Here is a 12,552-nt window from a genome sequence, read left to right on the forward strand (position 1 = left end):
CCTTAGCTCAGCTGGGAGAGCGCGTCGTTCGCAATGACGAGGTCAGGGGTTCGATCCCCCTAGGCTCCACCAAACCGCTTCAAAAAGCGCCCGATCTTCGGGCGCTTTTTGCGTTTCCGAACAATCTCAAATGCTTAGCGTGTAGCAATCCGCAATCCGCCCCGCGTTGTGGATGAACTATCCCCAGATTTCGTGGGGGCCACCCGGCTTATCCACCAGAAATTGCTTTACACAATAGCAACCTGCCTACACGATATCTTGTAGGGACAGGCGGCTGCTACCGCCGTTCCTTGTAAAGCCGACAAGCCCTAGGGGAGCTGCACCCCGGGCATCTAAAAAGGCAGGGGGATACGAGCATGGCACTGAGCGAAGACTATCTGTACGCCGAAGAACTCCACCCGATCGACATCGTCGAGACGCTGGCCGAAGCCCATGAATGGGAATTCGACCGGGTCACCGATGACCAGATCGCAATGGCGGTAGAGGGTCAGTGGCGGACCTACTCGATCACCCTCGCCTGGTCGCCGATGGACGAAACCCTGCGGCTGATCTGCACCTTCGAGATGGACCCGCCGCCGGCCCGCGAAGGCGCGCTTTACGAGCTGCTCAACCGCATCAACGACCGGGTCTGGACCGGCGCCTTCACCTTCTGGCCCGATCAGCGGCTGATGGTCTGGCGGCACGGGCTGGTGCTCTCGGGCGGGCAGCTGCCCGGGCCGGAGCAGATCGACCGGCTGATCGGCGCGGCTGTCGTGTCCTCCGAGCGGTTCTACCCGGCCTTCCAGCTGGCGACCTGGGGCGAGCGCGATCCCGAAGACGCGATGCAGGTGGCCATTGCGGAGGCCTACGGGCGCGCCTAATCTCCCCCCGAACCAAAAGGGGGAAGCATGAGCTTTGACAAGATTTCCGACCGCGGCCTCGTCATTCTGGGCTGCGGACGCATGGGCGGCGCGATCCTTCAGGGGCTGTTGAAGGGTGGCCTGCCCGCAGCCTCGGTCTGGGTGGTCGATCCGAATCCGTCCGACTGGCTGAAAGAGTCCGGCGTGAACCTCAACGCCGATCTGCCCGAGAATCCGGCTGTCGTTCTGGTCGCGGTGAAGCCGCAGATGATGGCTGACGCGCTGCCGCAACTCTCGGCCATGGCCGAGGGTGATACGCTGTTTGTCACCGTCGCCGCCGGGATCACCATCGAGGGCTACGAGAAGATGCTGGGCAAGCAGGCCCGTCTGGTGCGCGCGATGCCCAACACGCCTGCCGCGATCGGCCGTGGCGTGACCGCGATCGTCGGCAATCCGAACGCGACGAGCGACGATCTCGACACGGCGGATGCGCTGATGACCGGCGTGGGTCAGGTCGTGCGGCTCGATGATGAGGAACAGATGAATGCCGTGATCGGCGTCTCCGGCTCGGGCCCGGCCTATGTCTTCCACCTGATCGAGGTGATGGCGGCGGCGGGCGAGGCCGAGGGGCTCGACCCCGATCTGGCGCTACGGCTTGCCAAGGCGACCGTCGGCGGCGCGGGGCAACTGGCCGAGGATAGCGACGAGACGCCTTCGAAACTGCGCGAGAACGTGACCTCTCCGGGCGGGACGACGGCGGCGGCGCTGGAGGTTCTGATGGACCCCGAGACCGGCATGCCGCCCCTGATGCGCAAAGCGGTCGCCGCGAATATCGCGCGTAACCGGGAGCTGGGGAAATGACCATCTCCTTCGACGACTTCATGAAAGTCGACATCCGCTGCGGCCGGATCACCGAAGCCCAGCCCTTCCCCGAGGCGCGCAAGCCCGCGATCAAGCTCTGGGTCGATTACGGCCCGGAGATCGGCGTGAAGAAAAGCTCCGCCCAGATCACGGTGCATTACGCTCCCGAGGAGCTGGTCGGCAAGCTGGTCTTCGGCGTGGTCAACTTCCCGCCGCGCCAGATCGGGCCGTTCATGTCCGAGGCGCTCGTGCTGGGCGTGCCGGACGCGGCTGGCGAGGTCGTGCTGCTGACGCCCGACAAGGACGTGCCGATCGGCGGGAGGATGTTCTGATGAAGCTCCTCGTGACCCGCAAGCTGACCGACGAAGTCGAGGCCCGTGTGGCGAAGGAATTCGACGTGACCTTCCGCAACGGGGCCGCGCCGATGACCGAAGATGAGACGCGCGCGGCGCTGGCCGAATACGATGCGCTTCTTGTGACCTTGGGCGACAAGGTGACGGCAGCGGCCTTCGAGGGCAGCCCGCGCGCGAAGATCGTGGCCAACTTCGGGGTCGGCTATAACCATATCGACGTGGGTGCCGCCGAGGCGAAGGGCATCACGGTGACGAACACGCCGGGCGCCGTGACCGATGCCACCGCCGATATCGCGACGATGCTGATCCTGATGAGCGCGCGACGTGCCTCGGCGGGCGAGCGCTTCGTGCGGCGCGGCGAGTGGACCGGCTGGACGCCGACGCAATTCCTTGGTCAGCATGTCTCGGGCAAGAAAGTCGGCATCATCGGTCTGGGCCGCATCGGCACGGCGATTGCGAAACGCTGCCATTTCGGCTTCGGTATGGAGGTGGCTTACACCAAGCGCACCCCCGTCGATCCGGGCTTCCCGGCCACGCATCTTAGCCAGGACGAGCTGCTCGCCAGTTCCGATTTCGTCGTGATCGCGGTACCCGCCAGCCCCGCCACGCATCATCTGATCGGCGCGGCGGAGATCGCGAAGATGCAGCCGCATGCGCATCTGATCAACATCGCGCGCGGCGATATCGTCGACGAGGCGGCGCTGGTGGCGGCGATGCAGGGCAATGCGATCGCGGGCGCGGGCCTCGACGTCTATGAGCGCGAGCCTTATGTGCCGGAAGCCCTGCGCGCGCTGGATAACGTCACGTTGCTTCCGCATCTGGGCACCGCCGCTCTTGAGGTGCGTGACGACATGGGCCACATGGCGGTCGACAATCTCATCGCCTTTCGTGACGGCAACACGCCGCCCAATCGCGTGTCGTCTTGACCTTTCACCTCCTTGGCGGGAGGCTCTGCCAAGGAGGATCCGATGCATCAAGCCGTCATTACCGGGACCGGGGTCTATACGCCGGAACACGTCATCACGAATGCCGAACTGGTCGAAGCATTCAACGCCTATGCCGATCTGTTCAATACCGAGAACGCCGAGGCCATCGCCGCGGGCGAGATCGAGGCCAAGCCGCATAGCTCGGTCGAGTTCATACTTAAAGCCTCCGGGATCGAGCAGCGCTACGTGATGGACAAGGAAGGCGTGCTGGATCCGACGCGCATGTATCCGCGCCTGCGCCAGCGCTCGGATGACGAGCCCGGCATCATGGCCGAGATCGCGCTCGATGCCTGTCACAAGGCGCTGGCGCAGGCCGGGCGTAAAGGCGAGGACATCGACCTCGTGATCTGCGCGGCCTCGAATATGGAGCGCGCCTACCCTGCCGTCGCGATCGAGATCCAGAAACTTCTCGGCGCGGGCGGGTTCGCTTTCGACATGAACGTCGCCTGTTCCTCGGCCACCTTCGGTATTCAGGCCGCCGCCGACATGATCCGCACCGGCTCCGTGCGGCGCGCGCTGGTCGTGAACCCCGAGATCACCTCGGGCCACCTCGAATGGCGCGACCGCGACTGCCATTTCATCTTCGGCGATGTGGCCACCGCGACGCTGATCGAACGGCGCGAGGATGCGCCGCATGGCTTCCTGATCCGCTCCACCCGCTGCGCGACGGAATTTTCCAACAACATCCGCAACAATAACGGCTTCCTGCGCCGCACCCGGCCCGATGGCGTGGCCGACCGCCGTGACATGCAGTTCATGCAGGAGGGTCGGAAGGTCTTCAAGGAAGTGATGCCGATGGTGGCGCAGCACATCCTCGGCCATCTCGCCGACGCGGAGGTGAAGCCCGAGGATCTGCACCGCCTCTGGCTGCATCAGGCCAACAAGACGATGAACGACTTCGTGGGGAAAAAGGTCTTGGGCCGCGATCCCGAGCCGGGCGAGCAGCCCAATATCCTGCAGGATTACGCCAACACGTCGTCTGCCGGGTCGATCATCGCGTTTTCGAAATATTCCGACGATTTCAAACCGGGCGAGATCGGGCTGATCTGTTCCTTCGGGGCGGGTTATTCGGTGGGCTCGGTCGTTCTCGAGAAGATCTGAGGCCTACGCCTCGCCCATCGCTTTGCGCCAGTGGCGGCGACAGAGGCTGACATAGGTCTCGTTGCCGCCGATCTGCACCTGATCGCCATCGCGCAGCGCTTGGCCGTCGGGGCCCATCCGCACCACCATCGTGGCCTTCTTGCCGCAATGGCAGATCGTGCGGACTTCGCGCATCTCGTCGGCCAGCGCCAGCAGTGCCGCCGAGCCGGGGAACAGCTTGCCCTGAAAATCCACCCGCAGCCCGTAGCACATCACCGGCACGCGCAGGTCATCGACCGCGCGGGCGATCTGCCAGACCTGCGTCTCAGTCAGGAACTGCGCCTCGTCCACGAAGGTGCAGGCACAGGGGCCGTCCGCCAAGCGCTTCTCGATCAGCGCGAACATGTCCGTCTCTTCGGTGAAACAGGCCGCCTCCGCACCGATTCCGATCCGGCTCGCGATGCGCCCGTCGCCCGCACGATTGTCGAGCCGCGCAGTCACGAGGAAGGTCTCCATCCCGCGTTCGATATAGTTGTGGGAGGCTTGCAAGAGGATCGTGCTCTTGCCAGCGTTCATCGTCGAATAGTGGAAGTAGAGCTTGGCCATGGCCTGCAATAGCCCGCGTTTTTCAGGGGAGCAAGACTGCCCACGCGACGCTCACGGACGGTCGGCGCTGTCCATCCAGATCGTGACCGGTCCGTCATTCAGAAGCGCCACTTTCATATCCGCACCGAACGCGCCGGTCTGAACCGGCAGGCCCAGAGATTCGAGGTGCCGGGCGAAATGCTGATACAGCCGATCGCCGTCTTCGGGAGAGGCGGCTGCGGAGAAACCGGGGCGGTTGCCGCGCGAGGTGTCAGCCGCCAGCGTGAACTGGCTGACCACGAGACAGGCGCCGCCGATATCACCCACCGCGCGGTTCATCTTGCCCGCCTCGTCCTTGAAGATGCGCAGTTTCGAGACCCGCTCGGCCAGTTTCTCGGCCACTTTCTCGTCATCGCCCTGCATCGCGCAGCACAGGATCAGGAGCCCCGGCCCGATCTCGGAGATGCGATTGCCATCGACAGTGACCGAGGCCTCGGAGACCCGCTGGATCAGCGCCCTCATGCCAGTTCGTCCGCCCAGGGCGGGTTGGCCCCTGCCCGGCTGACGACCACCGCAGCGGCGGCCACGCCCAATTTCAGGCAATCCGAGATCAGCCCTTCCTCGGCGCGAGCGAGCGCGCCTTTGTCGAGCGCCTCGGCGCGGTCCAGCGCGGCCAGAACGCCAGCGTTGAACGTATCGCCTGCGCCGACCGTGTCGATGACCTCGACTTTGCGCGCGGGTACGAACACTTCGCAGTGTTTCGAGAACCCATGCGCGCCGGTCGCGCCTTCGGTGACGAAGACCAGCTTCGGCCCCTTGGCGAGCAGCCCGCGCGCCAGATCGGCGATGGTGCCCGGCCCTTCGATCCAGCGCAGATCCTCGTCCGAGACCTTCACGATATCGGCGACAGTGAACATCCGTTCCAGCCGCGCGCGATAGGCCGCTTCGTCGCCGATGAACCCGGGACGGATATTGGGGTCGATCATGGTCACGCGGCTCTCGGCCTCGCGCAGCATCAGCGCCTCATAGGCCGCACCGCAAGGCTCGACTGGCAGGGAGATGCCGCCGAAGAACATCGCCTTCACCTCTGCCGGGATCGCGGGCATGTCTTCGATCTTCAGCATCCGGCCAGCCGTATTCTCGTCGTAGAAAGCGTAGCTCGCATGGCCGTCGGTTAGCGTCACGAAGGCGAGCGTCGTCGGCCGGTCCGAGCGCACCGCAAGCCCCGCATCGACGCCGCTATCGGACAGCGAGTGGATCAGCATCTTGCCGAACAGGTCTTCGGACAGCCCCGACAGAAACCCCGAGCGCGCACCGAGCCGCCCCAGCGCAATCGCCGTGTTGAACACCGCACCGCCCGGATAGGGCGCAAAGGCCGCCTCGCCTTGCGCGCTCTCGCGCGGGAGCATGTCGATCAGGGCTTCGCCACAACTCAGGATCATCGGGGGCCTCCTCATTCCGATACCGCTAACACCTGCTACACGCGAAGCGGTGTCCGGGCAATCCCCGCAGGGATCACGCTGCGGTCGGCCCGCCCTTGTCGCCGCCACCGCCGCGCCGGTTGCGCCCTTCGATCAACCACGCGCCCACGGTCAGCAGGGCCGCCAGGATCAGCCAGGCCCAGGCGGGCAGCAGCGGCTGCACCCGGATGTCGGTGGTGGCCGTGGCACCACGCGGCGTGATGCCGATCCAGCCGCGCCCCGATGTCGGGCGACCCGCGCGCACTTCGCGGATGGCGGGTACCCCGTCCTCAAGCCTTGTCACGCCGCCATTCGACGCCTCGACCACGGCGGAGAGGGGATCGCCGCTGGCGATGGTCTGCTCGAACTCGCGCGGGCTTGCCGGACCCATCGCCACGACACGTTCGAGATCGCCGTCCTTGAGGCGGTAGAGCCCCGCCTCGGGCGCAGTCCAGCGCGCGGTGAAGCGGCCCGGCGCTGTCTCGGTCAGCGGCACCTCTTGGGTCGAGCCATCAGGCAGGGTCACGGTCACCGGCGGCGCGGTGTCTTCCATCGTGCGGCGGATGATCCGCATCGAGAGCGCGCCGGGATCGATCTCGGCATAGAGCGCCTCTTCCTCGAGTTCCGGCTCTTTCATCTCCCAATGCGCGATCCGGCGCAGCAATTCGAGCTGCGGCCCGCCGCCGTCATAGCCGCGATCCCAGAGCCACGCCTGATCCGAGGCCAGCAGCGCCACGCGCCCCTCGCCTTCGCGCGAGAGCACCAGAAGCGGTTTGCCCTCGGCGCCGGACATGACCACCTCGCCGGTGGGGTTCGTCAGTTCGATCTGGCGCAGCCAGTGGCCCCAATGCGGGCCGTCTTTCTCGGCGGCCGTATCCTCGCCCTCAGGCGCGGGCGCGCCTTCCAGCCCGGCGGTCACCGGGTGGCGCAGACCCAGATCGGTCGGGCGCGGCAGGAAGCTTTCCGACATCACACGGCCCGTGGGGCGCGCGGGCATGATGTCGCCAAGGCTCGTCTGATAGAGGCTTTCGACGGTCGCGAATTCCGGACCGGCGGCTACGAGGATCGCCCCGCCGCGTTCGACGTAATCCTTGATATTGTCGAAATACGCGGACGGCAGAATGCCCCGCGCGCCGTAGCGGTCGAAGATGATCAGGTCGAACTCGTCGATCTTGTCGACGAACAACTCCTGCGTCGGGAAAGCGATGAGCGACAGTTCCGTCACCGGCACGCCGTCCTGCTTTTCGGGCGGGCGCAGGATGGTGAAATGCACCAGATCCACGCCTGCATCCGATTTCAGCAGGTTGCGCCAAGTCCGTTCGCCCGCATGGGGCTGGCCGGAGACCAGCAGCACCCGCAGCCGGTCGCGCACGCCATTGATCTGCACGGTGGCGACGTTGTTACGGTCGGTCAGCTCGCCCTCGGTCGGCGACAGCGTGAACTGCACCACGTTCTGCCCCCCATGGGTCAGCGTCAGCGGCAGTTCCAGATCGCGGTCGGTGCGCACCGTGTAGCTTTTCGGATCCTTGCCGTCGATCGAGATGGTCAGATCGGCGGTGCCGCCCGCGCTTTCAGGCACGTTGCCCATATCCTCGACCTTGAGGCGGATATCGGTCTCCTCCCCGATGATCCCGAAGGAAGGCGCCGTCTCGATCAGGATACGACGATCCCAGTCGCTGCGCTTGCCGGTCAGCAGCACCTGCAGCGGCGCGGGCAGATCGGGGGCGAGCTGCGCGTCATGGGCCTGCCCGTCGGTGACCATCAGCGCGCCTGCGACCCGTGCGCGCGGCTCTGCGGCGAGCGCCTCGGCCAGGGTCGAGCCCAGTTCGGTGCCCGCATTGTCGGCCCCGTCCGGAACGGTGATCCGGCGCGTCTCCACATTGGGCATCGCGTCGAGCTGTGCCTGCAGACGCGTCAGGGCGGTATCGGTCTGCGCGACACGATCCGAAAGTTTCTGCGACGAGGAGCGGTCGTCGATCAGCAGTACGATATTGGACAGCGGCGCGGTCTGTTCGCGCTGCAAGGAGGGCTGCGCGATGGCGGCCAGCAGCACCAGCGCGGCCAAGGCCCGCAGCGCCCAGCCTTTCAGCCCGCGCCACAGCGCCAGCGCGAGCAGCACGACCGCCACCACGGCTGCCCCCGCGATCACAGGCCACGGCAGAAGCGGTGCGAAGATGATCGACATCCCGTTCATTGCCCCAGCCTTTCGAGAAGCGCAGGCACATGGACCTGATCGGATTTATAGTTGCCGGTCAGCACATGCATGATCAGGTTCACCCCGAAGCGGTCCGCGATTTCGCGCTGACGCTCGCCGGTGCGGCCACGGCCCACCGGGAACATCGGCATCCCGCGATCGTCGACCGCCCAGGCCGAGGCCCAGTCATTGCCGCCGATCACCACCGGCGTCACCCCGTCATTGAGGTTGCGAAACGGCATCCCCTCGGCGCGTTCGGCATCGGCGGGCGGGGCCTCCACCCAGATCGTGCCGTCGTAGCGGCCGGGGAAATCCTGCAGCAGGTAGAAGGTGCGTGTCAGCACGTGATCGTCCGGGATCGGCGCGAGCGGTGGAATGTCCAAGGGGGCTGCCAGCGCCTGCAAGCGCTTACCCGCAGGCGTCGCCTCGCCGAAGCCCGCGATATCGGCGTCGCGCGTGTCGAAGAGGATCATACCGCCGCCGCGCAGGTAGCGGTTCAGCTTGGCATATTCCATCGGGCTCGGCGCGGGCTGATCTGCGGTGATCGGCCAGTAGATGAAGGTGAAGACGGCCAGATCGTCGTTCTGGAGATCGACCATCATCGGCGCGGAAGGCTCGACCGTGGTGCGGCGATTGAGGACCTGCGACAGCCCCTTCAACCCCGCCATGGACACCCGGTCCACCTCGGCATCGCCGGTGGGCATCGCGGCCAGAACCACATTGGACGCGGCCTCGATCGCGCGCGCCGGATCCATATCCTCGGCATGGGCTTGCGGGGGCGCGAAGCTGGCGAGGATCAGGGCGCCCCCGAAGGCGGCGGCCTTCATCGCGCGCGGCCCCCAGAGCTTGCCCGAGAGCGCCAGCGTCGCGAGAATGTCGATCAGCAGCGCCGCCAGCGCCGCGCCTAGCAGCCAGCCTTTCAGCGGCATCTCGCGCTGCTCGAAAGCGCCTTCGACGGGGACATTGGCGGGCCAGCTGGCCGGGGACAGCGTCGCGCCGCGCGGCAGAGCGTTCAGCGCGACCGAGCGATCCTCGGCGGTGTAGATGCCCGGGTGCAGTTTCGGCCCCGGCTCTGCTTTGGCCAGCTCCTCGCCCGGCACACCTGCGGCGGCGCCCGCATCCTGCAATCGCCCAAACCCGTCGAGCAGCTTCTGCGGCACCCAGGTCTGGCCTGCGAGATCAGCCTCTTCCGGCGCGGCGGGCCGGGCAGAGACCGCGAGCCGTTCCAGCATCTGCGGGAACAGAAGCGACAGCGGCAGCGTCGACCATTCGGCATTCGCGGTGACATGGAACAGCACGACCGCCCCCTGCCCCATCTTGGCGCGGGTCACCAGCGGCGTGCCATCGGTCAGCGCGGCGATGGTGTGCTCGGAGAGGTCCGGCGTGGGCTCAGCCATGACCTGCGCCTTCACCGTCACATCGTCGGGCACTTGCAGCCCGGCGAAGGGCGAGTTCTCCGGGAAAGGCGCCAGCGCGCGCGGATCGCCCCAGCTCATCGTGCCGCCCAGAGAGCGGCCGCCCGCGCGCAGCTGCACCGGCAGAAGCGTATCGGCATCGAGATCGGCATTGGCCATGCGGGGCCCCGCGAAACGGATCAGCAGCCCTCCCTTCTCAACCCACTCCTGCAGCTTCGGCTGCTCGGGCAGATCGGCCATATCGGCGAGGATGATCACGTCCGGATCGGCGGTCAGCACATCGGCCAGCGTGCCCTCGATCAGGTCTGCCGTGGGGGCGAGCGCCTGATGCAGGTAATGGGTGGGCGAGAGCAGCTCCAGCCCCTCGCGGTCGCGCGCGCCCGACAGGATCGCGACCTTGCGGCGCTTCACCGCGTCGTCGGTCAGGCTGACTGCGCCTGCCGAGCGCATGCCAGTGATCTCGATCCGGCTGATCCGGTTGCGCAGCTCGGGCGGCAGATCGAAGCGCAGCTCGGTCTCGCGGCTGTCGGTGAACTGCAGCGGCTGGCTGGCCAGTTCGCGCTCGATCCCCGCCGGGTCGCGCCCCACGGCCGCGACATCGCGCGGGCTGGGCGGGATGGTTGAGGCGAGCGCAGGCACGACGAGCGCGCCGTCCTCGATCCGCGCCGCCCCTAGCGCCAAGACCGGCAGTTGCGGTTGCCAGACCTTGACCGGACCGCGCGCCTCCAGCGCATTCAGAACGCCCGCGCGGCTGTCGCGGGCCAAGCCGTCCGACAGCCAGAGCGTCTCGAAATTCCCCTCGGGCAGGTTTGCTGCGTCGAAGCTCTGCGGGGCCCAGGGCTGCGGCTGGATGCCGGGCAGCGACTGGATCAGCGCGCCCGCATCCGTGAAACTCACCTGTGCGGGCGGCGGATCGGTCAGCGAGATCACTGCTGCGGGACGTCCCGCCTGTTGCGCATCCTTCAGCGCCGACGTCATCCGCTCCACCCGGCGCGGCCAGTCGCGCGCGGAGGCCCAGCTACCGTCGGCCACGATCAGGAGCGGTCCGGTGCCGGGAACGGCCCGCTGCGGGTTCAGGACCGGTCCGGCAAAACCGATGATCGCCGCAGCCAGCGCCAGCAGACGCAGCGCCAGCAGCCACCACGGCGTGCGCGCGGCCTGCACTTCCTCGTCTTTGAGGCCCAAGAGCAGCGCGACGCCGGGAAAACGCCTGCGGATCGGCGCGGGCGGCACCGCGCGCAGGATCAGCCAGATGATCGGCAATGCGGCGAGCCCCAGCAAAAGCCAGGGCGCGGTGAAGCCGATGGGGCCGAGCATCCACATCAGCGCCCCCTCTCGAGCGCGGAATAAAGCCACAGCAGCGCAGCCTGCGCCGGATCGCCCGTGTGATGGGTCGAGAATTGCCAGCCCGCGCTGCGCGCCAGCCGGGCGAGTTGATCGCGCCGCGCGGCCAGCCGGTCGAGATAGCGCGCACGCAGATCGCCCGCCTTGCGCGTCTCATGGATTAGCGAGCCGGTCATCGACTGGAAGATCGTGCGCCCATCATAGGGGAAAGCCTCTTCGTCGGGGTCGAGCACCTGCATCATCACGCCCGACACACCACGATCGGCCAGACGCCCCAGCGCCGCCTCGATCGGGCCGAGATCGCCGAAGAAATCCGACAGCAGCACCACGCGCGACTGCGGCGTGACGCCTGCGATTTCGGGTGCGCCATAATCCTGCACGCCCGTCTCGCGCGACAGAAGGCCTGCAAGCTCCATCAGCTGCGCGCGGCCCGGACGTGGCGGCGCGAGCGGGCCGGTCAGCCCGACGCGTTCGCCGCCGCGCACCATCAGCACCGCAAGCGCGAGGCCCAACACCCGGGCGCGCTCTGATTTGGTGACGCGCGCCTTTCGCCCGCTCTCGGCCCCGGTGAAGCGCATCGAGGCCGCGTCATCGACCCAGAGATGGACCGATTGCGCCAGCTGCCATTCCCGCTGGCGCACATATTGGCTGTCCGAGCGCGCCGAGCGCCGCCAATCGACGAAGCGCAGCTCGTCGCCCGCATGGGCGGGACGGTATTGCCAGAATTCCTCGCCCGATCCCGCGCGCCTGCGGCCATGCGCGCCCATCTGGACGGTCGCCGCCAGATGCTCCGCCGCGACCAGCAGCGGGGGCAGCGCAGAGGCCGCCCCTTCCGCCTCGCGGCGCAGGCTCAGCGCGGGGGACTGCCCCGGCGCTGCGGTATCGGAGGTTACGCTCAAGCGGCGGCACCGGCGGCGCGCGGCCCGGTGACCTCTGCCACGGCGCGGTCGATCAGGTCGCCCAGCGTCTCGCCTCGGGCGCGGGCCGCGAAGCTCAGCGCCATGCGGTGGATCAGCACCGGGCGGGCCATCGCCTGCACGTCGTCCAGCGTCGGCGCGAGGCGGCCATTGATCAGAGCACGCGCCCGCACGGTCAGCATCAGCGCCTGCGCGGCCCGCGGCCCCGGCCCCCAGGCCAGCGCATCGCGGATGAAGTCGGGCGCCTCGGCCTCGCGCGGGCGGCACAGCCGCACCAGATCAAGGATCGCATCGACGACCTTCTCGCCCACCGGCATTTGCCGCACGATCCCCTGCGCCTCGATCAGCTCGGCCGGGGTGAAGACGGTATGCGCGCCCTCCGCCGCGACGCCGGTGGTCGCCAGCAGGATCGAGCGCTCGGTCTCGCGATCCGGATAATCGACGTCGACCTGCACGAGGAAACGGTCGAGCTGGGCCTCGGGCAGCGGATAGGTGCCCTCCTGCTCGATCGGGTTCTG

The 12,552-nt window shown here is 67.3% G+C and carries 12 protein-coding genes; 5 read left to right on the forward strand and 7 right to left on the reverse strand.

Translation table 11 applies throughout. From position 1 onward, the window contains the following. Positions 1 to 356 precede the first annotated feature (356 nt). From B3D39_RS14635 to B3D39_RS14655, 5 genes are read left to right on the forward strand one after another with little or no spacing between them, the layout of a single operon-like run. Entirely contained in the window at positions 357 to 860 is a 504-nt protein-coding gene (locus B3D39_RS14635; RefSeq protein WP_078519694.1) for a YbjN domain-containing protein, read from the forward strand. 27 nt (positions 861 to 887) lie between these two features. Continuing rightward, positions 888 to 1,700, forward strand: a complete 813-nt coding sequence (proC, locus tag B3D39_RS14640; protein ID WP_274961882.1) for a pyrroline-5-carboxylate reductase — start codon at positions 888 to 890, stop codon at positions 1,698 to 1,700. Then, entirely contained in the window at positions 1,697 to 2,032 is a 336-nt protein-coding gene (locus tag B3D39_RS14645; RefSeq protein ID WP_274961883.1) for a tRNA-binding protein, read from the forward strand. Before proC ends, B3D39_RS14645 begins: the two co-directional genes overlap by 4 nt. Further along, positions 2,032 to 2,979, forward strand: a complete 948-nt coding sequence (locus B3D39_RS14650) for a 2-hydroxyacid dehydrogenase (RefSeq protein WP_274961884.1) — start codon at positions 2,032 to 2,034, stop codon at positions 2,977 to 2,979. The genes B3D39_RS14645 and B3D39_RS14650 overlap by 1 nt, the downstream gene beginning before the upstream one ends. Before the next feature lie 42 nt (positions 2,980 to 3,021). Further along, a complete protein-coding gene (locus B3D39_RS14655; RefSeq protein ID WP_274961885.1) occupies positions 3,022 to 4,140 on the forward strand; it encodes a beta-ketoacyl-ACP synthase III in 1,119 nt (372 codons plus the stop codon). A 3-nt stretch (positions 4,141 to 4,143) separates the two neighbouring features. On the opposite strand, the gene B3D39_RS14660 is transcribed toward B3D39_RS14655, so the two are convergent. The 7 genes from B3D39_RS14660 to B3D39_RS14690 form a co-directional block, all read right to left on the reverse strand. Next, the gene (locus tag B3D39_RS14660; RefSeq protein ID WP_274961886.1) at positions 4,144 to 4,725 is read right to left on the reverse strand and encodes a thymidine kinase; all 582 of its coding nucleotides are present in this window, start codon (positions 4,723 to 4,725) and stop codon (positions 4,144 to 4,146) included. Positions 4,726 to 4,776: 51 nt separating this feature from the next. Further along, on the reverse strand, positions 4,777 to 5,226 hold the full coding sequence (gene dtd, locus B3D39_RS14665; RefSeq protein WP_274961887.1) for a D-aminoacyl-tRNA deacylase: 450 nt from the start codon (positions 5,224 to 5,226) through the stop codon (positions 4,777 to 4,779). Continuing rightward, complete coding sequence (locus tag B3D39_RS14670) at positions 5,223 to 6,146, reverse strand: carbohydrate kinase family protein (protein WP_274961888.1); 924 nt, start codon at positions 6,144 to 6,146, stop codon at positions 5,223 to 5,225. The genes dtd and B3D39_RS14670 overlap by 4 nt, the downstream gene beginning before the upstream one ends. Positions 6,147 to 6,219: 73 nt before the next feature. Continuing rightward, the gene (locus B3D39_RS14675) at positions 6,220 to 8,358 is read right to left on the reverse strand and encodes a hypothetical protein (RefSeq protein WP_274961889.1); all 2,139 of its coding nucleotides are present in this window, start codon (positions 8,356 to 8,358) and stop codon (positions 6,220 to 6,222) included. After that, entirely contained in the window at positions 8,355 to 11,096 is a 2,742-nt protein-coding gene (locus B3D39_RS14680; RefSeq protein ID WP_274961890.1) for a DUF4159 domain-containing protein, read from the reverse strand. Before B3D39_RS14680 ends, B3D39_RS14675 begins: the two co-directional genes overlap by 4 nt. After that, positions 11,096 to 12,016, reverse strand: coding sequence for a DUF58 domain-containing protein (locus tag B3D39_RS14685; protein WP_274961891.1), 921 nt, complete (start codon positions 12,014 to 12,016; stop codon positions 11,096 to 11,098). Before B3D39_RS14685 ends, B3D39_RS14680 begins: the two co-directional genes overlap by 1 nt. Beyond that, positions 12,013 to 12,552: AAA family ATPase (locus B3D39_RS14690; protein WP_286789836.1), on the reverse strand; the 540-nt coding region annotated here is incomplete at its 5' end. The genes B3D39_RS14690 and B3D39_RS14685, both read right to left, overlap by 4 nt.

Origin of the sequence: Thioclava sp. UBA3469, from assembly GCF_002378135.1 — a bacterium.
Lineage (GTDB): Bacteria > Pseudomonadota > Alphaproteobacteria > Rhodobacterales > Rhodobacteraceae > Thioclava > Thioclava sediminum.